Annotated in this window: 21 protein-coding genes; 6 read left to right on the top strand and 15 right to left on the bottom strand. The window is 49.2% G+C overall.

Annotated elements, in window-relative coordinates; genetic code table 11:
- Position 1 precedes the first annotated feature (1 nt).
- From BSEL_RS03345 to BSEL_RS03335, 3 genes are read left to right on the top strand one after another with little or no spacing between them, the layout of a single operon-like run.
- On the top strand, positions 2–1,144 hold the full coding sequence (locus tag BSEL_RS03345) for a PP2C family protein-serine/threonine phosphatase (protein ID WP_013171595.1): 1,143 nt from the start codon (positions 2–4) through the stop codon (positions 1,142–1,144).
- Positions 1,145–1,199: 55 nt separating this feature from the next.
- Positions 1,200–1,412: a DUF1659 domain-containing protein gene (locus tag BSEL_RS03340; RefSeq protein ID WP_013171594.1), complete on the top strand. Its 213-nt coding sequence runs from the start codon at positions 1,200–1,202 to the stop codon at positions 1,410–1,412.
- 56 nt (positions 1,413–1,468) lie between these two features.
- A complete protein-coding gene (locus BSEL_RS03335) occupies positions 1,469–1,687 on the top strand; it encodes a DUF2922 domain-containing protein (RefSeq protein WP_013171593.1) in 219 nt (72 codons plus the stop codon).
- Positions 1,688–1,740: 53 nt separating this feature from the next.
- On the opposite strand, the gene BSEL_RS03330 is transcribed toward BSEL_RS03335, so the two are convergent.
- Positions 1,741–2,361, bottom strand: a complete 621-nt coding sequence (locus BSEL_RS03330) for a class I SAM-dependent methyltransferase (RefSeq protein ID WP_013171592.1) — start codon at positions 2,359–2,361, stop codon at positions 1,741–1,743.
- A 241-nt stretch (positions 2,362–2,602) separates the two neighbouring features.
- On the opposite strand from BSEL_RS03330, the gene trhA reads away from it, so the two are divergent.
- Both trhA and nei read left to right on the top strand, forming a co-directional pair.
- Positions 2,603–3,244 carry a PAQR family membrane homeostasis protein TrhA gene (gene trhA / locus BSEL_RS03325; protein WP_013171591.1) on the top strand — a complete coding sequence of 214 codons (642 nt, stop codon included), beginning with the start codon at positions 2,603–2,605 and terminating at the stop codon, positions 3,242–3,244.
- A gap of 45 nt (positions 3,245–3,289) precedes the next feature.
- Positions 3,290–4,114 carry an endonuclease VIII gene (gene nei / locus BSEL_RS03320; protein ID WP_013171590.1) on the top strand — a complete coding sequence of 275 codons (825 nt, stop codon included), beginning with the start codon at positions 3,290–3,292 and terminating at the stop codon, positions 4,112–4,114.
- Here the strand turns inward: nei and BSEL_RS03315 are convergent.
- The 3 genes from BSEL_RS03315 to BSEL_RS03300 form a co-directional block, all read right to left on the bottom strand.
- Positions 4,099–4,791 (bottom strand): uracil-DNA glycosylase, encoded by a 693-nt coding sequence (locus BSEL_RS03315; protein WP_013171589.1) that lies wholly within the window; start codon positions 4,789–4,791, stop codon positions 4,099–4,101. The two genes, nei and BSEL_RS03315, sit on opposite strands and share 16 nt — an antisense overlap.
- Positions 4,784–5,851 carry a GNAT family N-acetyltransferase gene (locus BSEL_RS17415; protein ID WP_013171588.1) on the bottom strand — a complete coding sequence of 356 codons (1,068 nt, stop codon included), beginning with the start codon at positions 5,849–5,851 and terminating at the stop codon, positions 4,784–4,786. The genes BSEL_RS03315 and BSEL_RS17415 overlap by 8 nt, the downstream gene beginning before the upstream one ends.
- Before the next feature lie 317 nt (positions 5,852–6,168).
- The gene (locus BSEL_RS03300; protein ID WP_013171587.1) at positions 6,169–6,513 is read right to left on the bottom strand and encodes a hypothetical protein; all 345 of its coding nucleotides are present in this window, start codon (positions 6,511–6,513) and stop codon (positions 6,169–6,171) included.
- A 108-nt stretch (positions 6,514–6,621) separates the two neighbouring features.
- On the opposite strand from BSEL_RS03300, the gene BSEL_RS03295 reads away from it, so the two are divergent.
- Positions 6,622–7,254: a TetR/AcrR family transcriptional regulator gene (locus BSEL_RS03295; RefSeq protein WP_013171586.1), complete on the top strand. Its 633-nt coding sequence runs from the start codon at positions 6,622–6,624 to the stop codon at positions 7,252–7,254.
- Between the two features lie 159 nt (positions 7,255–7,413).
- Here BSEL_RS03295 and BSEL_RS03290 read toward each other — a convergent pair whose 3' ends face one another.
- From BSEL_RS03290 to BSEL_RS03240, 11 genes are all read right to left on the bottom strand, one after another.
- Positions 7,414–9,837 carry a HAMP domain-containing sensor histidine kinase gene (locus BSEL_RS03290; RefSeq protein ID WP_013171585.1) on the bottom strand — a complete coding sequence of 808 codons (2,424 nt, stop codon included), beginning with the start codon at positions 9,835–9,837 and terminating at the stop codon, positions 7,414–7,416.
- Positions 9,834–10,199, bottom strand: a complete 366-nt coding sequence (locus tag BSEL_RS03285) for a response regulator (protein WP_013171584.1) — start codon at positions 10,197–10,199, stop codon at positions 9,834–9,836. Before BSEL_RS03285 ends, BSEL_RS03290 begins: the two co-directional genes overlap by 4 nt.
- An 11-nt stretch (positions 10,200–10,210) precedes the next feature.
- On the bottom strand, positions 10,211–11,839 hold the full coding sequence (locus BSEL_RS03280; protein WP_013171583.1) for a diguanylate cyclase: 1,629 nt from the start codon (positions 11,837–11,839) through the stop codon (positions 10,211–10,213).
- A 160-nt stretch (positions 11,840–11,999) separates the two neighbouring features.
- Positions 12,000–12,974 (bottom strand): DUF5692 family protein, encoded by a 975-nt coding sequence (locus BSEL_RS03275; protein WP_013171582.1) that lies wholly within the window; start codon positions 12,972–12,974, stop codon positions 12,000–12,002.
- Between the two features lie 153 nt (positions 12,975–13,127).
- Positions 13,128–13,592: a MarR family winged helix-turn-helix transcriptional regulator gene (locus BSEL_RS03270; RefSeq protein WP_013171581.1), complete on the bottom strand. Its 465-nt coding sequence runs from the start codon at positions 13,590–13,592 to the stop codon at positions 13,128–13,130.
- A 169-nt stretch (positions 13,593–13,761) separates the two neighbouring features.
- A complete protein-coding gene (gene sdhB / locus BSEL_RS03265) occupies positions 13,762–14,511 on the bottom strand; it encodes a succinate dehydrogenase iron-sulfur subunit (protein WP_013171580.1) in 750 nt (249 codons plus the stop codon).
- Positions 14,508–16,277, bottom strand: coding sequence for a succinate dehydrogenase flavoprotein subunit (gene sdhA, locus BSEL_RS03260; RefSeq protein WP_013171579.1), 1,770 nt, complete (start codon positions 16,275–16,277; stop codon positions 14,508–14,510). Before sdhA ends, sdhB begins: the two co-directional genes overlap by 4 nt.
- A 21-nt stretch (positions 16,278–16,298) precedes the next feature.
- Positions 16,299–16,907, bottom strand: coding sequence for a succinate dehydrogenase cytochrome B558 (locus BSEL_RS03255; protein ID WP_013171578.1), 609 nt, complete (start codon positions 16,905–16,907; stop codon positions 16,299–16,301).
- A gap of 18 nt (positions 16,908–16,925) precedes the next feature.
- A complete protein-coding gene (gene aspA / locus BSEL_RS03250; protein WP_041582222.1) occupies positions 16,926–18,350 on the bottom strand; it encodes an aspartate ammonia-lyase in 1,425 nt (474 codons plus the stop codon).
- Between the two features lie 102 nt (positions 18,351–18,452).
- Positions 18,453–19,721: an SLC13 family permease gene (locus BSEL_RS03245; RefSeq protein WP_013171576.1), complete on the bottom strand. Its 1,269-nt coding sequence runs from the start codon at positions 19,719–19,721 to the stop codon at positions 18,453–18,455.
- A gap of 52 nt (positions 19,722–19,773) precedes the next feature.
- Positions 19,774–20,736, bottom strand: a complete 963-nt coding sequence (locus BSEL_RS03240; RefSeq protein ID WP_013171575.1) for an asparaginase — start codon at positions 20,734–20,736, stop codon at positions 19,774–19,776.
- Between the last annotated feature and the right edge of the window lie 111 nt (positions 20,737–20,847).

The following is a 20,847-nucleotide window of genomic DNA, read 5'->3' as shown; positions in this document are numbered from 1 at the left end:
TATGAACATCAACCCGCCCGCGTTCAGCAAGCCTTTGCACAACAGGCAGATCGCCGTCATTGGACAACCGCCTGAGACCCTTGCCAGAGAGCTCCGCTTGTTTGGGCATCTGATTGTGGTCGACCGTGACGACACGTCCTTTCATATGCTTGCCTACCCGGCGCTTTCACTGATCATTGTTCATGGTGATGAACAAGAAGCACTCATTGACCTGACCCGGGAACTTCGTCGTTTGCATGCCCTTGTTCCGATTCTTCTGTACGCTGATTGTTTTTCATTCGATGCTTATGTCGATTACATGGATGCCGGTGCCAACTTTCTCATTGCAACTGATGCTCATCCTGAACAGATCAATCGGATTCTTGAACGTGCCCTGACTCAATACGAAAAGACCCGCAGTCTGTCGCGCTCGAATGAAGAAAGCATCAAACAGATCCAGCAGGTCCAGAACATGATGATCGAACTGATGCCAAAAGAAACCAATGAAGAACCCGTTCAGTTCAATTATCTGTATCACCCTTCTTTTATATTAAGTGGTGACCTCCTTGACTACCACCACGTCTCACCGGTCTTTAAGGTACTGTTTCTCCTTGATATCAGTGGCCACGGCTTTCACTCAGCCATGATTGCCATGTATCTCCGTTCCCTGTTAACCGGTCTTGCGAACCGGGTCAGAGAACCGGATCAGATCCTCTTTGAATTGAACAGCCACCTCTGTAAATTCAATGACCGTTCAGGGGATATCAAATTCGCAACGGCCGTCTGTGCGACCATGGACCTTGAACAGAATATCCTGAAAATCGCCAATGCAGGGAATCCGTCCCCCTACCTGATCAAAAACGGCGAGCTCGAAGCCATCGGGCCCGACACGCATCCGATTGGGATCCGCACGGATTTTAAAGCAGTCGTCCACTCCTATCGACAGCAACAATGCGACGGGCTGTTTCTTTATACGGATGGCCTCTATGAAGACCAGGATGCCTTCATCGACAATGACCGCCTCGTGGAAGAAGCTGTTCTGTCCTCCTTACACCTGATGCATGATCCAAAAGCGCTGATCCGTCATGTGCGTAACGCCTTTCCTCTTGCCAGCGGTGACCCTGATGATGCCACCCTGGCCATCCTCACCTGGCCCTTAAATTAACCCCCCTTCCTATACTCACAGCCGGTACTTATTCGGCGAAAGGGAGGTGATGACGATGGCTGACATGACAAACACGCGGTTATCGTTAACGTTTTATGATGGGGAAGATGAATTTGGACAGGCGGTTTCAAGTGTGAGGCATTTCAACAATGTCGACACAGGTGCATCAAACGCGGCTCTCGCGAATGTTGCCCAGGCCATTGCAGGACTGCAGACCCGGCCACTGATTGACCTGAACCGAAACAACACGTATCAGCTCGAACAGTAAGGCACGGGCAAGTCCCGACACGTAACAGGTGTTGAAAACTGAAGGAGGTTTTATACATGGCTAAGCAACTCCAGCTCGGATTCAGAACAGAAGAAGGCGGCTCCATGACCCTGAACATCGATTTTCCCATTGAGCCGGTGGAAGTGGAAGACGTTATTGGGGCGATGGATGCAATCATTGCCGAGGGTGTGTTCATGACTTCATCCGGTCAGCCCGTGGAAAAACGCAGCGCACGACTCGTCGAGCGTCACGTCGACGTGATCGACATCGGTTAACGAATCCGTTACAGCAAACAGGCCTGGGCATCCCAGGCCTGTTTTTTTGTATCTCAGGACGTACCGGCTTTTCTGACAGTCAGTCTTCGCATAATCGTTCCCATTACTCTGACCTCCGCTCTTACGTCAAGTCCTGCAGCTTCGAGATTCCCCATCGTATCGCGGTTAATGTTCGCTCCCCAGAGCCTTCTGACAACAGGATTTACGAGATCCATTCCAAAACCGATTACAGGGTTCTCACTTCGCATGTGCTCAAGCATCAGTATCTCTCCGTCATCCTTCAAAACCCTCCGCATTTCCTTCATTCCTTTGACAGGATCCGGGACGGAACAGTAGACACAGCTTGTCACGATCGTGTCGAACGTCTTGTCGGCAAAAGGGAGCTCTTCCACGTCCATCTCTTCTAAATGAATATCGGTATCACCGGCAAGTGTCACCATTCGTTCTTTCGCCTTCTTCAGCATCCCCGGACTGAGGTCAATACCTGTTACCCGGACCCCTTTCGGATAATAGGGCAAATTCGCCCCTGTTCCGACACCGACCTCGAGGATCTCCCCCCGTGCATATTGAAGCAGTTCCCTCCTCTGTTTGCCACTGATCGAGCGGTCGATCAGATCATAGATTGCTGCATTCCGGTTATAGCGTCTGCGGACTCGTTCCGTTTGTTGACTCATCGCGGTTCGCCTCCCTTTTTTACTCTATTCCCGAATTATAACATTTATGATCCGTCTCCTCTGGAAACTGTATTTGCATCTCAAACTGTCCGGAGATAAATGATTACTTGCACACCCTGGGAAATGCAGGCACTCGATTCAGAACCGGCTACGCCGGCAGCAGTGCTTTCTGGTTTTACTCATTCAGTACTTGTGTTAAAATTCACACAGAAATAAGATTTATACAGGAAGGGACGTCACCATGGGCACACATGTATTTTCCAAACGCGAAGAAATCGTTAATGCGCTGATTCACGGGATCGGCGTGCTCTTAAGCATTGCCGCACTCGTCATCCTGATCGTATCGGCGAGCCTGTACGGGAACGCCTGGCACATCACCGGATTCACCATTTTTGGCATCACGATGACGCTGATGTATACCTCTTCGACACTCCTGCACAGCTTTCCTGAAGGGAAAGTGAAGGATGTGTTTGAGGTGCTTGATCATTCCTCGATCTATTTTTTCATTGCCGGTACATACACCCCGTTTCTGTTCGTTGCTGTTGACGGCGCCCTCGGCTGGTGGCTGTTCGGCATCGTCTGGTTCCTCGCCATTGCCGGGATCGTCTTTAAAGCCTTCTTTGTAAAACGGTTTGTCGTGGTCTCGACTTTACTCTATGTGGTCATGGGGTGGCTCATTATTTTCGCCTGGACGCCGATTTCCAGTGCGCTCAGCCGTGAGGGGCTGATCCTGCTCTTTACCGGCGGCGTGTTGTACACATTCGGTGCCGTTTTCTATGTATGGCGCGGGTTCACCTATCACCACGCTGTCTGGCATCTGTTCGTTTTGGCTGCGAGTGTGAGCCATTTCTTTGCGGTTCTGACACTCCTGGATCTCCCTTGAATGATGCCCAACTAACCATTCTGACTTGAAAGGAGGTGCCCACTCATGCCCGAAGGACCTGAAATCAGGCTCGCCGCTGACGAAGTGGAACATGCGGTCCTCAATAAGCCGCTCCTCGAGGTGTTTTTTGGCCTCCCGCCGCTCAAAGACTATGAGGACATCTTAACCCGCGCCACTGTCAATCGAGTTCAGACGAAAGGAAAAGCGCTCCTCACCCATTTCGACAACGGCTACTCGGTTTACTCGCACAACCAGCTCTACGGCAAATGGTACATCAAACCGTCCTATTCGTACCCGAAGACCAACCGGCAGCTGCGACTCGCCCTTCATACCGGTGATCGTTCCGCGCTTCTCTACAGTGCGTCCGACATCGCCGTGCTGAGGACAGATGAAGTTCCTGATCACCCCTTCATCAAAAAAACCGGTCCCGACATTCTGAGTGAACCGGTTACCGTCAACGATCTGCTCAGACAGATGACAGACAAGCGCTTTTTCAACCGGCAGCTCGGGGGCCTGCTCCTCGATCAGACTTTCATCGCAGGGATCGGCAACTATTTACGGACGGAGATTCTCTTCATCACAGGCATCCATCCGAAGAAACGCCCCGCAGACCTCTCAGACACAGCGCTCATCCGCCTCGCCGAAGCCGTGATACTGATGATGACACGGTCCTACGAAACGAAAGGCCTCACCCTTGACCCTGAACGGGTCCAGACGAAAAAGGCCGCAGGGGAACCCCGCAGCCACTACCGGCACTTCGCCTTCAACCGGCATATGGAGCCCTGTTACCAGTGCCGGACAGCGATCGAGAAGATCACCGTCGCAAGCCGGAGACTCTATGTCTGTCCGGTCTGTCAGCCGTCCGGCTGATCAGGCAAACACCAGTTGACAGGTCCCCGGCCATTCTTTTTTAAAAACGCATTCGCCTCTGAAAAGGGACGGCTCCCGAAAAACCCACGGTACGCCGATAATGGACTCGGGTGCGGTGCCTCAAGAATCAGGTGGCGGTGATGATCAATCATCGCCGCCTTTTTTCGTGCGTCGGCACCCCAAAGTATAAACACAACGGGGGACTCTTTCTCATTAAGCGATTCGATGACCCGGTTTGTAAACCGCTCCCAGCCCTGTTTCTGATGCGACTTCGGTTCCCCTTCCCGAACCGTCAGGACGGTGTTCAAAAGCAGGACCCCTTCCTCTGCCCACGGCGCGAGATATCCGTGATCCACTGCCGGACAGCCGAGATCTGCTTCAAGCTCTTTATACATATTGCGAAGCGAAGGCGGAACCGGAACACCGGGACGCACAGAAAAGCTCATCCCGTGTGCCTGATTCGGACCATGGTACGGATCCTGACCGAGGATCACGACTTTTACCTCTTGGTAATCAGTCCATTGAAAGGCATTGAATATGTCCGTCGCAGGCGGGAATACGGTGTTCTCCCTGTATTCTTCCGACAAGAAACGGGCGAGTTCCCTGAAGTAGGGCTGATCCACTTCTTCTCCGACTGCCTCCTGCCATCGCTCCGGCAGCATCGTCCGCTCAATCATCGAATACCTCCTCCATTTGCCAGTCAAACAGCACGATATCATCAGGATGAGGTGCTGGGCGTTCTTTTGTCACAAACACATCATTGAGTATCGGTGCCGCTGACACGAAAAGGAACCCGTCTCCGAGATCGCAGATGAGGCTTTGCAATACACCCTTCCCTTGATCTATGTACCCGTAGCCCTCAACGGATTGGATCTGTCTGTCTGAGAACATATATTCAGAGCAGTTAGCACTGAGAGGCATGTCGCCATCCGCCTCGATATACGGAAGCGGCGAAGGCGTGTCCTTCATCTGCACGATCAGCTCATCATTCCCGTCTTCACGTTCATGCCAGCTGAGATGAACGTAGCCCTCTTCCTCCGCATTGATTTTTTCATCATCCGGCCTCGCCCAGCGAATCACCGGATCCTGAGCAAGCAGCCAAATAGCCGTGTCCGGATCTTTCCGGTCCATAACGAGGAGCTTTTCTGAGAGTATGGCACTGAGAAAAGCCCCGGTCATGCGCTTCAACCCTTCCCACTGATGGGTCAGCTGACGGGCGAACCATTCGTCCTTCAGTATACTCATCTCCACGAGGTGCCAGCGTCTCTGCCCGACCTGGCGAAACTTCCGGAAAAAGCCCTCTTTTTGAAAACCGGCCTTCTCATAAGCAGCAATCGCCGATTCATTGAAGTCAAATACGCCAAGGCTGATGCGCTCAAGAGCCAGCTCCTCAAAGCCGATCCGGCAGATCTCACGGACCATGTTTCCGGCGATCCCTTTTCCGCGCATTGCCGGATCCCCGACGAGGACTTTCCCCATTCGCCCGGTCCTGTTACTGTAATCGAGCCTCCCGAGGGAAATGTGCCCGACGGTCCGGCCATCTTCTGACACGGCTCGGTAAATGAGCCGCTCAGGCTCATCGCCCTCCATTTCCTTCAGGTAGATATCCAGCTGTTCATGTGTTAACGGCCACGTAAACTGCGGCCCTCCCCACTGCATGCAGAATTCCGCCGAATCCACCCAGCCGATGAGCTGATCAAAGTCGTTCTTCGTAAAGCGTTCAAGCGTAATCGTCATCCGTTCGTCTCCTCTCCTGTATTGCCTTCATCCAGACACTTTTCTCACTCCCGGATACCGGTATAGCCTGACTTTTCAATCAGGGTCTGACCCTGTTCAGAGAGGATCCAGTCCACAAAGGGCTTTACCTTCTGTTCGTTCTCCTCCGCAGGATGGTCTTATTGAATAAAAAACAAAACCCTCTCTGCAAATCGGCGTCATCACAAACTCGATATCCATCCGCTCAGCCGGCGCGATCTGACTCTCAGAAGGGCCGGCAGCGAAGATGAGCTCCACATCGCCAGCAAACAGCCGGTCGTATGCTCTTCCTGTTTGGGTTAAAACCGCCCGGCTCTTTGTCTGATCATAGACGAATAATCGTCTTCATGGTACACAGCCTCACTGAATGCTGCATCGACCGGATAAAGAGCAGTAGCGCCCTCAAGATACAACATCTTCTGTTTCGATTTACAGCTGAAATCAGACGGTTCTTCAAGGGGTGCAAGTTCTGAAGAATCCATATACGGTTCGAATAATTCAAGCCCGATCCCACTCTCCGCGATCGTCTCGTCCGTTCTCACCACTTCATACACTTCTGCAGCACGTATTCTTAAATAGTTGATCGAAGTGTAACGTTTTTGCAGTACAAAACAGGCAACCACTATTTTCTTTCTATTCCCCAACTGCCGTTTGTGACTCCTTCTTTTCCAAGAAAATCAGACTGTATCCACAGCACGTTAACCGGTATACTGTACGTATAGAGACAGAACGGTTATCAGGGGGATCAGGTCATGGACAAACGAAGCCGAAATAAACACCGCCGCTATGAACAGGCTCTGTTTGCTGCAGAGAAGCTGTTCAGCGAAAACCGCTGGGAAGACGTGCAGATGAAGGACATTGCCGAAGAGGCAGGCATCGGTATTGCAACGCTCTTTCGTTATTTCCCGAAAAAACAGACGCTCCTCGTCGCCGTCGCGGTCATGATCATGAGCCGTGAACTGCAGTTTGTCGAGGAAACCGTCACGTCAGATCAGTTTGCCCTTCAAAAGCTCGAAACGATTCTCGACCGCCTTGGGGAAGTGGTTACGAATCCGAATCAGCGCACACGCCGTTTTATTGATCTGTTTGAGGGCTATATCGGCAACAGTACCGAAACACTCGAGGGGATCGATACATACCTCGATATCCGGGCGCGTATTGCCGAAGCGATCGGGGAGCTCACGGAAGAAGGCGTGCAGGATGGATCCTTTGATCAAAGAAAGGTTTCCACAGAAGAATGTCTGACGCTCATCAACAGCTTCGCCCTATTTGCAAGAAAACTCGCCATGACAGGCATTCTGCATCAGCCGGATGGCCGGTTGTCACCGCGGGCCCAGCTCGAGACGATTAAAACAATTTACCTCAATCATGTCCGTCTGGAATGACAAAAAAGAAAAAAGAGCCTCCTGTCAAGCCTGGATGGCGAGTCCTTCCTTTAAACACGTGAATATTCCTGACACAGACCAAAGAAGAGTCCTGGCACAGGAGGCCGGGACTCTTCTTTGGATGAACCTGACTGCTTAAGTCATACACAAACAAGTCCACTACTCCTTCAATGGTATCACAACAGTAAAGGTCGATCCTTCACCTGCCTCTGAACGTACCCGTATGTCTCCGCCCTGCGCTTCCATCAGCTCTTTGGAAAGAGCCAGACCAAGACCTGTCCCTTTAATGGTTCCCCCGTGCTGATCTTTGATTCTTGAGAACTTCATAAAGAGTCTGTCATGATCCTTCTTTGCGATTCCGATGCCTTCGTCGGAAATGTGAATAAGCACATTCTTTTTCGCATCATCAAGCTCTGTTTCCACGGTAATCGTGCCACCTTCAGGCGAGTATTTTTGGGCATTGCTAAGAAGATTCAGGAACACCTGATGGAGACTGGCAGAATGACCGTTCACTTTCGTATCGGTTAAACTGTCGATGACCTTCAGCTCGTGATGCTCAGATGGATGGAACGCTGACATTGCCTGTCGCAGACTGTCAGAGATCTTGACGGGTTCCAAGTCCATTTCGTCAGGAAGGCTCTCGATTTTCTGAAGATCAAGGAAGTTGTTGACGAGCTGGGACAACCGCTCAGACTCTGACAGAATGGTTTCAAGATACACGCGCCGCCGCTCTTCTGAGACATCTTTGTTCAGCATTCGTTCCGTAAAGCCCATAATGCTTGAGAGCGGCGTTCGGAGTTCATGATTCACCGTGCTGACGAGCTCTGTTTTCAAACGGTCGACTTCCGCCTCACGAGTAATATCCCGATATACGAACACCGTCCCGATACTCTCTTCACCGACGCGCACACTCGTTGAATAAATCGCAATGTCACGTCTGGCCCCCTCAATTATCGCCGATGTCTGAAACCGCTTGAAATCATCATACATGTCTGCCGTAGCCTGGATAATAAATGATGCAAACGATTCTGGTTCTTCAAATTGCGATGAGAATGGATGCACCCAGTTGAATTTATGCTGAAGCACATCCTGATCCAAGGAATCTTTCAGTTTACATCCGACCAGTTCACAGCTGTATTCGTTGTAAGCAAGAAGCGTGCCGTCATTGCTAACAAGCTGAATTCCCTCATTAATACTCTCAATGATGGCCTGATTAATTTCCTTTGATTCTTTGATCAGCTCGTTGGCATGCGCCACTTCAAGAGCACCCTCAAGCTGGCCGAGAATACGTCTCAGGTCATCAACAGCCGTCTCCTTGATCTCATTATCAAATATCATGCCTGTAAAGTATCCAATATGCTGTTTTTGCATATTCAACACAGGTACAGTCAGTTCATATACAGTAACTGTACCATTCCTGATTCCGAGCTCATCTGTTACTCCTTCACGTTTCATTAAGACATAATCCTCATCCTTAAGTCGAATCAGCCGGTTTTCCATGCGTTCATCGAGATCTGTCAACTGATCCGTGTTTAGTCCCGTTGCATGCAAATACGGAGTACCATAGAGACGTATAGCTGCTTTATCGAAGGAAAACCGTTGATTGATAAACTTAAAGGCAGCCCGAAGATGATCCTGTCTGCTGTTGTTCAGAGCAAGCATCTCGTTAAAATGATTCATCCAGGACAGTTTTTCTTTTGCTTCTTCAGTGATCGACAGGTATTCTTCAAGCGCTTCCTGTTGGGCCTTCATCTCCTCGTTTTGTGCAAGGAGCTCGTATTCCGAGTTTTGAATATGCTTTGACATCTGTTCGAATGAACGTGAAAGTGAGCCGATTTCGTCGTCCCGTTTTGTGTAGGGTGAGGAAACACTGTCACCAAACGAATACGACTCGATCTGATGATTCAGCTGACTGATCGGAATCGCAACGGCACGGAGTCCTCTTGCTCCTATAATTCCAAACAGCAAAATGGCCAGCCCCACTGCGATATACCATATGAGCTGAACCTGTCTCGTGTGCTGAATAATCTGTTCATTCAGCTGAGAGAGCGCGCGATCCGCTTCAGACGCAAATACTCTTGAAAATGTCAGAAATTCATTGACCGTCTCGTTTGTCCCTCCGCTTGACAGTGCCCGAAGGGCATCTATATCACCGCTTTCCACATAGGCTCTTGCAGTAGGCCACAGCTCATTTTCGTAAACGTCAAAGAAAGCACGGAGATCCCGGACCATCTGCATCTCTTCTCCTGCTGATGCCACTTCTTCAAAAGCATTGATCTGCATCGGGAACTCCTCGAGCTCGTTTTCCAAAATGGCTAATTCATTCGCATTCAAAAAAGCGTAGTACCCTCTTGCACGAAACAGGATTTCATTAAAACTGTCACTTGTTTCCTTGATCACCTGCTGCTTTTGTTTTAAATCTTCCCTCTCCTCTTGCATCCTGTCAAAGCTCGTATAACTGTAGACGGTTAAAACCGTCCCTACGGTCAGGATGAACAGAACAAACAGGCTGAACAGGGTAATATAGGTTTTACTGATGCTTTTTCTGCCGACTTTAAATAGTTCTCTTATCTGATCATTCACAGCAGATCAGCCACCTTTTCAACGAGATCACTTGGCTTAAACGGCTTGGACATAAAGCCGTCTGCCCCTTCATCAAGATAAGCAGATGCATCTGAATCAAGCGACCTTGCCGTAAGCATCAGAAACGGCGGAGGAGACGAAAGCGTCTGTTTGACTGCAATGATTACTTCCATCCCCGTCAGCTCCGGCATCATGTAGTCCACAATTACAAGGTCAAAGCGATGACTGTCATCAAGGATCATGTCCTTAGCCCGCTTACCGTTCTCCACAACAGTCACATCGTACCCTTCGTCTGACAGCGTGTCTTCAATCAGCATTTGCAGTACTTGTTCATCATCCGCTACAAGAATCCGTTTTGTCATCGTTCTGTCCCCTATCTTCCTGTAAGTTGAAATGCCCGTGATGCCATTTTTTTCACCCTTGCAGCGAGCTGTGGCGCGCTGAACGGTTTCGTTATATAGTCATCTGCCCCATTCTCAAGGGCGTGCATGACATCTTCATCAGCGTTCCGCGCCGTGACCATTGAGATCACCATATTTTCAGTTTTGTAGGTCTGACGCAGAGACTGCAACAGATCAAAGCCATCGATGTCAGGCAAATAACCATCCAAAAGGATGACAAAGTAATCTTCCGGCTGATACCAGGAAGCGTCACGAAATGAACGCCCGTCTTCAAATGCCTGGAACGTCACGGGGAGATTATCAATATGCATGATGGCAGACAGCTCTTCTTCCGCGAGACTGCGTATCAAGGGATCGTCATCCACCAACAAAATCCGGATTGTTCTGACAAGGGCCTGTCTTTTCGTCAGGTCTTCCGAAAAGACCGTCTGATTACGCCCAAAGTGTTTGGCACTGTAAAGAGCCTCGTCAGCCGATTCAATAATTCGTTTAGCATCTGTCTCTGATCCGCTGTTGATATGAACACCTGCTGAGAATGTCACCTGGAACGTATCTGATCCGCTGTAGAAAACAGTATCATCCATCCGTTCACGAATCGCATCCAAAACACGCTCGACAGCCTGACGATCATCCGTGAACAATAAGAGTGAAAATTCTTCCCCGCCATAGCGAAATACGTCTCCGGTTCCTTCCGCCTCTTTTTTGCAGACCTTCACAAATGCCTGCAAGACTTCATCTCCGGTTGCATGACCGTATTGATCATTCACCCGTTTAAAGAAATCGAGATCAAGCATGACAAAGGACCACCCGCTCTCCCCTTTCCTGCGATTTCCCCTGACCAGATCCTGGATACGGTTGTTTAACATCCCCCGATTCAAGGCGCCCGTCAGTTCGTCCAGGGTCAGTGCTTTTTGGACTCTTGATCTGAACATCATTCTGTTTGCAAGAATGGCGATGAACACATCGATCGCCACGGGCCGAACGAGGTAATCACTGGCCCCCTCCTCATAAGCTTTAATTTTATCACGATCCTCACTTTGGTTCGTCAGGTACACGACCGGAATAAAATCCTGCGAGGCTTTTTCAAACAGCTGACGCTTCGAAGCCGTTGTCCCCTCGTGCTCAATCGTTTCAAAATCAGCGACGATTGTCGATGGACTGAAACGGTACAGGAGTTCAACCCCCTTTTGGACAGAAAAAGCGGTGATGACCTGGATTCCGTATGATTCGATTTCTTTTCTTGACTGTTCGGCCATCTGTGTTTCTTCCTGAATCATGAGAATCAAAAGTGAATCGTCATCATGCTCTTCGCGATCTGTGAGCGTCGATTCCTCTGAATCCGAGCCACTCTGCAGCTGACGAAACGGTTCCAGCCAGCGATTGAGTTCCTCATCTGACAAGGATCTTTCAGAACTGCGGCTGAGTGTGGAGAGACCCTCTTGCAAATGATCCTCCCAGTCTGTCAAACCAACCGTTGCCGCTGTTCCTTTCAGCTTATGAAAGAAAAGAAAAACGTCCCCTTCCGCGACAGATTCCCTCGCGTTCCATTCATTCAGCTGATCCGTAATTGAATCTTTCAGTAATTGTCTGTATTTCTCCATCGTTTGCACCTCATTCTGACTGTACACCCATATTTATGATCAGTTTAGCATATCCAGACAAAAGTCGTGTGATTTTTTTATCATCGATACAAAATTGTTAAAAGACGTTGAAAACTAAAAAGAACCGACTTAGAGAAAGCCGGTTCCTTCATTTTATGATCTATTCTGCTTTTCGTTTAGGAACATTCTGAATATGGTTATCTGAAATTTTTGTTCCTTCGTTTTCACGTGCTTTGATTTCCTGATACTCCTGCGTATCCGTCCACAGCTCGTCTTTCAACGGATGTTTCCGGCGTTTTACAATACGCGCAATCTGCCATACTGCCAAAACGACGTTTAACGTAAGACTGAGAAGCGCCAGTGTCCAGTTTGCTGCAGGATTATAACTGACACTGACGTTGAAGGTGCTGCCAATGGCAAAGAAATAAGGGAATGTCATCACCCACATCATCCAGAACGACAATGTCTGGGCCCGGTTTTGCATCCAGGTACCTTTTGCCCACAACAACGCCGGGACCGTTGCTGCAATATTCAGTGCCACACCGGAATAAAATGCATTTCCCGGTGCACAAGCATACACATAGGCAATATTCCAAACCCCGTATGCAATAATCCAGAGTCTCGTCTGATCGGGCCAAACCATATCTTTCTTTTTTCCCTGGGTCGCAAAGATCCCCACCCAGCCGCAGATCAGCAGCAGGTTCAAAATGCCGGCAACACCATTTACATAGTTCCATCCGCCGGAAATATACATCATGCCGTCGACCATACCATCAAATCCTGCGATCCCTACCTGAAATTCCCGTATCACCGCTTCAAAAATGTTAATGGCAAGAATTGCAGGAACAAGCACGAGATACCACGGATGCTTCTTGTGATAATCGGTAAATCGGATCACCATGTAGATAATACTTCCTGCGAGGGCCGAATATACTTTGACCCATGTAAACCAGGAGGTAACACCCGTATCCCCCATCCATAGCCAATAAGGCGTCAACAACAGCGGCAAAGCAATGAACAGGCCAATACTTGCCCATTTACTGGCCCGTGCAAGTTCATTCAATCCAATTAGCGCAAAAAACACCACAAACCACATAACCGCGTTATACCAGGGAATTGCTTCGAAGAAAAACATGTGTACCGTCCCCTTTCGCCCGTATATAGCCATACCGGGCTTCTCATTTAATGATGTTCCTCCCTTGGACTGCTTGCACGACCCTCCTTTTATTCAGTTGTGACGCCTCTATATGATTGAACCACGGAAGGACTGATTTGGTGTTACTTCAGCTCACTTTGTTTCATCTGTTCCAAAGCTGGTATTGGTCGTTCTTTCGAGCACCGATTTCAGCGTCTCCAAGATCTCTGAAGCTTCTTCTGCGGGTACGCCGGTACTGTCAAGAATCTCACCGGGTATATGCCGCACCTGTTCTTTCAATTGCTGCCCTTTCTCTGTCAGAAACAGACGAACCACTCGCTCATCCTCAGGATCCCGGAGTCTTTCAACGAGTTCTTTTGTCTGAAGTTTTTTCATTAAGGGCGTCAGTGTCCCCGAATCCAAGTACAGTTTTCGACTCAGTTCGTTCACGGTGACGCCATTTTCATTCCAAAGCACAAGAAGGGCGAGATACTGTGTGTAGGTGATTCCCAGCGGATCCAGATAGGATTTATACCGTTTGATCGTTTCTTTCGAACAAAGATACAGAATAAAGCTGAGCTGCTCTTCCAAAACTAACTGTTTGTCACTGATGCTCATGATGATTCCCCCCCTTTTTATATTGTCCACAATTATATTGTACACAATATAAAATGCGTTTACCATGTCTTTTTTGTGAACGTTTACACAAAAAGGTCTGATCCGGCGCATTATGCCGGGATCAGACCCTCTTTCGATTCATCTCCGTTCCTGCAACTGAATCACAGGGTTATTGGAAAAAGAAACGTTTAAATGAATAGACGGTTGCCTTTTTGTTCAGTTGAGCAATGGAATGGGTCAGCGGGATCTCTTTCGGGCAGACCTCGGCACAGTTCGCCGCGTTCCCGCAAGACGTCAGTCCTCCCTCAGTCATGATCGCCTCAAGACGTTCATTGGCCTGCATACTGCCTGTCGGGTGCGTATTAAAGAGCCTCACCTGTGAAAGAGGCGCCGGTCCGATAAAGGTGGAACGGTCATGAACATTTGGGCATGCCTCAAAACAGAGACCGCACGTCATGCACTTACTCAGCTCGTAGGCCCAGCGCCGCTCTGATTCAGGCATTCTCGGACCTTCTCCCATATCGTACGTGCCGTCAATTTCAATCCACGCTTTCACCTTCTGAAGGGCATCAAACATCCTTTGCCTGTCAACCATTAAGTCGCGTTCACATGGAAACGTCTTTAAAGGGGCAAGCCTGACCGGCTGTTCCAGCGAGTCGATCAGTGTTGAGCATGCCTGACGCGGCTTCCCATTAACGAGCATCGAGCATGCCCCGCAGACTTCTTCAAGACAGACGGATTCCCACTGAACCGGCGTCGTCTCCACCCCATCCTGATTCACCGGGTTTCGTCTGATCTCCATTAACGCGGATATCACATTCATACTCGGACGCCACGGGACACGAAATGCTTCCTCATAGGGCTCTGAAAAAGGGCCATCCTGCCGTGTAATGACTACGTGTACTGTTTTTGCCGTCATGCGTTCACACCTGCCTTCTTACTCTTTGAATAATCCCGTTTTCTCGGTGTAATCAGGGATGTATCCACTTCCGCATAGCTGAATGACGGCTCTCTGGTTTCCTGATTAAACGTTGCCATCGTTGTCTTCAGCCATGTTTCGTCGTTGCGTTCAGGGTGTTCCGGCTTGAAGTGAGCCCCGCGACTCTCATCTCTTCGGTATGCCCCTTGCGTAATGACCTTCGCAAGATCCATCATACCCCGCATGCCCCTGATAAATGAAACCGAATGGTTGTGATATTTAATCGTATCCTGAACATTCAGCTGTTCATAACGCGCCATCATCTCAGACAGTTCCCCGTCTGTTTCAAGCAGCTTTTTGTTCTCTCTGACAACCGTCACATTCTCCGTCATCAGTTCACCCATTTCATGATGAAGCTGATAAGGATTCTCGGAACCGTTCATCGACAGAATGTCCGTGATCTCCTGTTCATCCGCCTGCAGCTGATGCGTAAATACCGATTCCCGAACCGCATCAGTGGACGTCTCGCTGTTCCGGACATAATCCACAGCGTTCGGTCCGGCAACCATTCCCCCATACACGGCTGACAAAAGCGAATTCGCCCCCAACCGGTTTGCGCCATGCTGCGAATAATCGCATTCACCTGCTGCAAACAGGCCAGGAATATTCGTCTCCTGACGGTCATCCACCCACAGTCCACCCATGGAATAGTGGACGCCCGGGAAGATTTTCATCGGGAGTTTTCTCGGATCGTCACCCATGAATTTCTCGTATATCTCAAGAATGCCCCCGAGTCTCACGTTCAGTTTTTCTGCATCAATGTGCGAAACGTCAAGGTACACCATGTTCTCTCCTTCAATCCCGAGCTTCTGGTTGACGCACACGTCAAATATTTCTCTTGTGGCAATATCCCTCGGAACAAGGTTTCCGTATGCAGGGTATTTCTCTTCGAGGAAGTACCACGGTTTGCCGTCTTTGTATGTCCAGACACGGGCTCCTTCTCCTCTGGCTGATTCACTCATGAGCCGCAGTTTGTCATCTCCCGGAATTGCCGTCGGATGAATCTGAATAAACTCCCCGTTCGCATAGATTGCTCCCTGCCGGTACAACTTTCCTGCAGCGGATCCGGTGTTGATCAGGGAATTCGTTGAACGTCCGAAAATCATGCCGGGACCGCCTGTCGCCATAATGACCGCCTCACCTTTGAATGTGCGGATCTCCATTGAGATCATCTCCTGCGCCGTCACACCGCGGCAGACACCCTGATCATCTAGAATGGCTGAAACAAAATCCCAGCCTTCAAATTTACGGACTCTGCCTTCAGACTCATACTTTCTCACCTGTTCATCGAGGGCGTAAAGGAGCTGTTGACCCGTTGTTGCCCCGGCAAAGGCCGTTCTTCTGTGCTGGGTGCCACCAAACCGCCTGAAATCGATTCGTCCTTCAGGCGTCCGGTTAAACATCACACCCATCCGGTCAAACAGATAAATGATTTCCGGCGCTTTCTGACACATGCCCCAGACCTGAGACTGATTGGCCAGGAAATCTCCGCCGTACAGCGTATCATCAAAGTGTTCCCAGGGAGAGTCATCCTCGCCTTTCATGTTACAGGCCCCGTTTATACCGCCCTGTGCGCACACAGAGTGAGAGCGCTTGACCTTCACGATCGATAAAAGATCCACATCCATACCCATTTCAATAATTTTCAACGTTGCCATCAGTCCGGCAAGTCCCCCGCCGACAACGACTATTTTCTGTCTGCTCATTTCGTCATTCCTCCTGCCTGATTATACGAATGCAAAGATTGCCGTCAGTCCGATCCCAGAGAGCGCGACAAACAGAATGACGCCCACGATTTTACCGAAGAACTGACTTTTCTGATTGACTGTGATGCCCCATGTAATGAGCATCGTTCTGACCCCGTTGCTGAAATGATACGTCGTCATTAAAATCCCTGCGATATAGAACAGTAAATAGACAGGATTTGCAACCAGATTTGAGACCATATCAAAATTGACTTCTGCACCAAAGGCTGCCGGAACCCTCGTTGTTCCAACATGCCAGATTAAAAACAAAAATACGCCGATCCCGGAGATGCGCTGGAAGTAAAAATACCAGTTCTTCTCGTAGCGGTATGCCCGGATGTTCTGCTTCGCCTCTCTTGCAATCACGATGCCGTAAATCCCGTGAAACAACAGGGGAATGAAAATGATAAAGACCTCCATGGCATACCTGAAAGGCAGATTCCCCATCATCGAAGCTGCCGTATTATACGCTTCTTCACCGTAGAAAGCCGCATAGTTGATGCCGAAATGGACGAAAAGAAACACACCAATCGGCAACAGTCCGGAAATCGAATGCAGCTTTCTCCAAAAAAATGTCCGATCCTGATTCACAGTCTTCACTCCCTGTCTTTATTGTTCAATCAATGCCTTCCCGGATATTCCCGGTTTCGTCATTTCATAAGGATCCAGAATTTCCTTTAACTCGAGTTCTGTCAGGACACCGCGTTCGAGGCAAATATCCCGTACAGGACGTCCAGAGGAAATGGCTTCTTTTGCGATGGACGCAGCCGGTTCATAGCCGATATGCGGATTGATCGCCGTGATGACACCCACGCTCTGATCCACATACTGGGCCATGCGTTCAGTATGTGCCTGAATACCCTGAATACAGTGGCGGTCAAAGACATCCATGACGTTCGTCATCATGCGAATGGAATCAAGCAAACTCGATACAAGGACCGGCTCCATGACATTCAGCTCGAATTGGCCCGCTTCAGACGCAAGGGTGACGGTCACGTCGTTCCCGATCACTTTGAATGCCACCTGGTTAACGACCTCTGCCATCACCGGATTGACCTTCCCAGGCATGATCGATGACCCCGGCTGCCGTGGCGGAAGCAGAATTTCGTTCAGACCCGTTCTCGGTCCCGATGCCATAAGCCTCAAGTCGTTTGCGATTTTCGAAAGACTTGCCATCGTGGTTTTCAAAGCGCCGGATACCGTGACATACACATCGGTGTTCTGTGTGCCGTCAACGAGATTCGGAGATGTCGTGAGCGGAAAACCCGACATGGCTGCGAGCTCTTCGATGACTGTTCGAATGTATTCAGGATCCGCATTCAATCCTGTTCCGACAGCCGTCGCTCCCATGTTCGTTTCATACAGGGTCCCTCTGATCTGCCTGATATGATTCAAATTCCGCTCAATAACGGCCGCATAGGCACCGAACTCCTGCCCGAGACGGATCGGCACTGCATCCTGAAGATGCGTGCGCCCCATCTTCAGGCAATGTTCAAATTCGGAGGCTTTCTCAAGGAACGATGCATGAAGGGATTCCATTGCCGGCAACAGCTGATTCAGCCGTGAAAGCAAAGCAAGTTTAAAGGCCGTCGGAAATGCATCATTCGTCGACTGTGACATATTCACGTGAGAATTAGCACTCAGTACCATGAAATCGCCTTTCTCATGCCCGAGGATCTCAAGGGCACGGTTTGCAATTACTTCGTTTGCGTTCATATTGACGGACGTGCCCGCTCCTCCCTGGATCGGATCCACGATAAATTCCTCATTCCACCTGCCATCCGCCACTTCAAACGACGCTTTCTCAATCGCATCAGCCAATCGGGCAGGCAGCTGTCCCACTTTGCAGTTCGCTCTTGCAGCGGCAGCTTTGACAAGGCCCATACCGCGGATCAGTTCCTCATCAATGGACTGCCCGGTAATTGGAAAATTCTCGACTGCCCGCAGTGTCTGTATGCCGTAATAGTGTTGGTTGCTGATCTTCATTTCACCAAGAAAATCCTTCTCAATTCGGAAATCATTTGTTTCAGTCATGTCTGATTCCACACTCCATTCTTGAAATAAGTTCATAAGAAAACACAGGGCAGACAGGTTTCCACCAGTCTGCACCTGTGAAATGAACATTCATTGATCTGATTAACCGATGAACAGGACGACAAAGAACAAAACTGCCAAACCGCCGAGAATCGAAGGTCTTTGAAATTTGTTTGCCAGTTTAAGTTCGGAACCTGGAACTACCGGAACCGTTGTGGCAAGGGCAGCCACCGGTCCACCAGTCAGATAGTATTGCATTATGGCACATCCGCCTGCTCCTGCCGCTGCCGCAGCGAGTGGCGAAACATCATACTGAAGCACGATTGTCAGGAACGGGATCACAATCGCTGCCGAAGCTGCATTGGACTGAGTAACGAGTCCTGCCAATGCTGAAACCGCAAGCATTACAAGCACCGGAGAATAGGCTAGGAGTGGATCAAACCAATTCGCCATGATATCGACGATTCCAACATTCTGGATAACTGAAGACATAAACAGAAAGCCCAGTGTCGCAATCAATGGCACCGCAACACGTTTTACACCTTCAAGCATCATTTCCTCTGCTTTCTTCAAGGACGTCTTTGCAAAAATCGCAACCAGGATCGATGCTGCCACACCTACAATAAATACCGGATAACCGACAGAAAAACCGATTACAAGGACAATAAATGGAATAATCGCTAATAAAAAACTTTTCTCGTTATCGATTTCTTCGAGATCTTTCAGTATACTGTTGACTTCCTGTTCTGTTAATTTGATATCATTGCTTCGTTCTTCTCTCTTTAAACGGAGATAACTGATACCGATGATGGACATGGCAACAAATGCACCAATCAGATTGATCCATCCGAAAGTAATCCCGGCTGTTGCAATGACCGCCAAAAGTGTCGGGTGAGTGAAACCGCCGAAGTTACCCAGGTGCCCTGCATGTGCCTGTATCCCTGCGACCTTATTTGGATTCACTCCCAGTTTAATTGCAGCAGGTCCGGTAATGACCGCCGTTATTGCCGGTTGTGTGAACCCTGTAAGTCCGCCGATCACACCAGCCGCTGTACTTCCTGCTCCTGCGATTCCGGGACCTCCGCCGATCTTGCTGCCTGCGATAATAATCTTGCGAATGATGGCATTTAAAAATCCTGTTTTCTCCATGACTCCGATAAAGAGCAACACACCTGCCATATCTGCAATTACCGGATGCAGACTGTTGTTCACAAGACTCAGTACGGTGATCTCAGCATCACCGGACAGTGGAAATCCCGCACTTACTGCAGCGAGGGTTGACCCAATGATCGCGGTCATATAAAGCGGTGTTTTACCTGTAATCATCAGAATCAGCGTAACCAGCATAATTAATTGAGCAACTAACATCATAACGTTCATCATCCTTTCATTATGTGATAATATTCACAAAAAATAATAGCACTTAATCTTCAAACGCATCCTGGACATGACTATCCGATCTCAGGACTGCAATCAGCTTTAACCTGGCTTTCTTTGAGTTCATATCACTTCCCAAAACCACTCCTGCTTCTTTCAGGTGATGGGCACTGGCGTAATAATCGTAAGTCGTATCCACACGCCCCTGTTCACTGGACGTTGTAAGGACGACTTTAATTCCTGCTTTAAGAGCGTCGATCACCGCTTCCATTTGTCCCGGTGCAATCTGTCCTCTCCCATTCGCTTCCAGGACCAACCCCTGAACGTGATTTGCAACACAGGCATCAATGATTGTACGATCGGCACCGAGGTAGCTTTTAATGATCTCGACTCTGGGCACCTCTGTTATAACCGTGGGATAAACTTCCCTCTCCGCAGGTCTTTGATACAAGTTGACACGCTGACCATCGACTGTGCCCAAATGACCGTATCCAAACGACTCAAAACCCTGAAGGTTATATGCATGCTCTTTTTTTACGTATTTCGCTGAAAAGATACGTTCATTAAACAAGACAACCGTTCCTGTACCTTTGAGTTTGTCCGACGAAGCGGCACAAACGGACTGAAGCAAATTCGTATCCGCATCACTTCCCGACGCGGACAATGACCGCTGGGATCCTGTAACAACTACAGGTTGATCATGCGAGATTGTTAAATCAAGATAATAGGCTGACTCCTCTAACGAGTCTGTTCCATGGGTAACCACCGCACCATCGAAGCCACTGTTAAACAGTTTCTCGATCTCTGTTCGGATGTGATCCAAATCCCCGATGGTTATATGCATACTGGGTTTATTGATCAGTGGTACGACCGTCACTTCAATCAACGGATCAAGTCCTGGCAGATGACAGTATTCCTCACTATGCATAGCACCTGATACAAGTCTGCCTGCTTCATTTTTCTTACTCGCAATCGTCCCTCCTGTTGTAATAATGGCTATACGTTTCATAATGATTTGACAGAGATTTTTGTTCAGCTGATTGCCGTGATGATGGTGAACATTTCCCTGTCTCCCTCCCTTCTGAATGATTCTCTTGTCATTATGACCGATCCTGCCGGC

It is taken from the genome of [Bacillus] selenitireducens MLS10 (assembly GCF_000093085.1).
In the GTDB taxonomy this organism is placed as follows: Bacteria; Bacillota; Bacilli; order Bacillales; family Salisediminibacteriaceae; genus Salisediminibacterium; species Salisediminibacterium selenitireducens.
This window is presented reverse-complemented; position numbering and strand designations above follow the sequence as displayed.

Excerpts from the sequence above, each read along its gene's own strand:
- BSEL_RS03345 (WP_013171595.1), top strand. The coding sequence starts at position 2 with ATGAACATCAACCCGCCCGCGTTCAGCAAGCCTTTGCACAACAGGCAG.
- sdhA (WP_013171579.1), bottom strand. The coding sequence starts at position 16,277 with ATGAGCAGACAGAAAATAGTCGTTGTCGGCGGGGGACTTGCCGGACTG.
- BSEL_RS03275 (WP_013171582.1), bottom strand. The coding sequence starts at position 12,974 with ATGTTTTTCTTCGAAGCAATTCCCTGGTATAACGCGGTTATGTGGTTT.
- BSEL_RS03330 (WP_013171592.1), bottom strand. The coding sequence starts at position 2,361 with ATGAGTCAACAAACGGAACGAGTCCGCAGACGCTATAACCGGAATGCA.
- aspA (WP_041582222.1), bottom strand. The coding sequence starts at position 18,350 with ATGACTGAAACAAATGATTTCCGAATTGAGAAGGATTTTCTTGGTGAA.
- BSEL_RS03240 (WP_013171575.1), bottom strand. The coding sequence starts at position 20,736 with ATGAAACGTATAGCCATTATTACAACAGGAGGGACGATTGCGAGTAAG.
- sdhB (WP_013171580.1), bottom strand. The coding sequence starts at position 14,511 with ATGACGGCAAAAACAGTACACGTAGTCATTACACGGCAGGATGGCCCT.
- BSEL_RS03340 (WP_013171594.1), top strand. The coding sequence starts at position 1,200 with ATGGCTGACATGACAAACACGCGGTTATCGTTAACGTTTTATGATGGG.
- BSEL_RS03335 (WP_013171593.1), top strand. The coding sequence starts at position 1,469 with ATGGCTAAGCAACTCCAGCTCGGATTCAGAACAGAAGAAGGCGGCTCC.
- nei (WP_013171590.1), top strand. The coding sequence starts at position 3,290 with ATGCCCGAAGGACCTGAAATCAGGCTCGCCGCTGACGAAGTGGAACAT.
- BSEL_RS03285 (WP_013171584.1), bottom strand. The coding sequence starts at position 10,199 with ATGACAAAACGGATTCTTGTAGCGGATGATGAACAAGTACTGCAAATG.
- BSEL_RS03295 (WP_013171586.1), top strand. The coding sequence starts at position 6,622 with ATGGACAAACGAAGCCGAAATAAACACCGCCGCTATGAACAGGCTCTG.
- trhA (WP_013171591.1), top strand. The coding sequence starts at position 2,603 with ATGGGCACACATGTATTTTCCAAACGCGAAGAAATCGTTAATGCGCTG.
- BSEL_RS03270 (WP_013171581.1), bottom strand. The coding sequence starts at position 13,592 with ATGAGCATCAGTGACAAACAGTTAGTTTTGGAAGAGCAGCTCAGCTTT.
- BSEL_RS17415 (WP_013171588.1), bottom strand. The coding sequence starts at position 5,851 with ATGACGATTACGCTTGAACGCTTTACGAAGAACGACTTTGATCAGCTC.
- BSEL_RS03245 (WP_013171576.1), bottom strand. The coding sequence starts at position 19,721 with ATGATGTTAGTTGCTCAATTAATTATGCTGGTTACGCTGATTCTGATG.
- BSEL_RS03280 (WP_013171583.1), bottom strand. The coding sequence starts at position 11,839 with ATGGAGAAATACAGACAATTACTGAAAGATTCAATTACGGATCAGCTG.
- BSEL_RS03315 (WP_013171589.1), bottom strand. The coding sequence starts at position 4,791 with ATGATTGAGCGGACGATGCTGCCGGAGCGATGGCAGGAGGCAGTCGGA.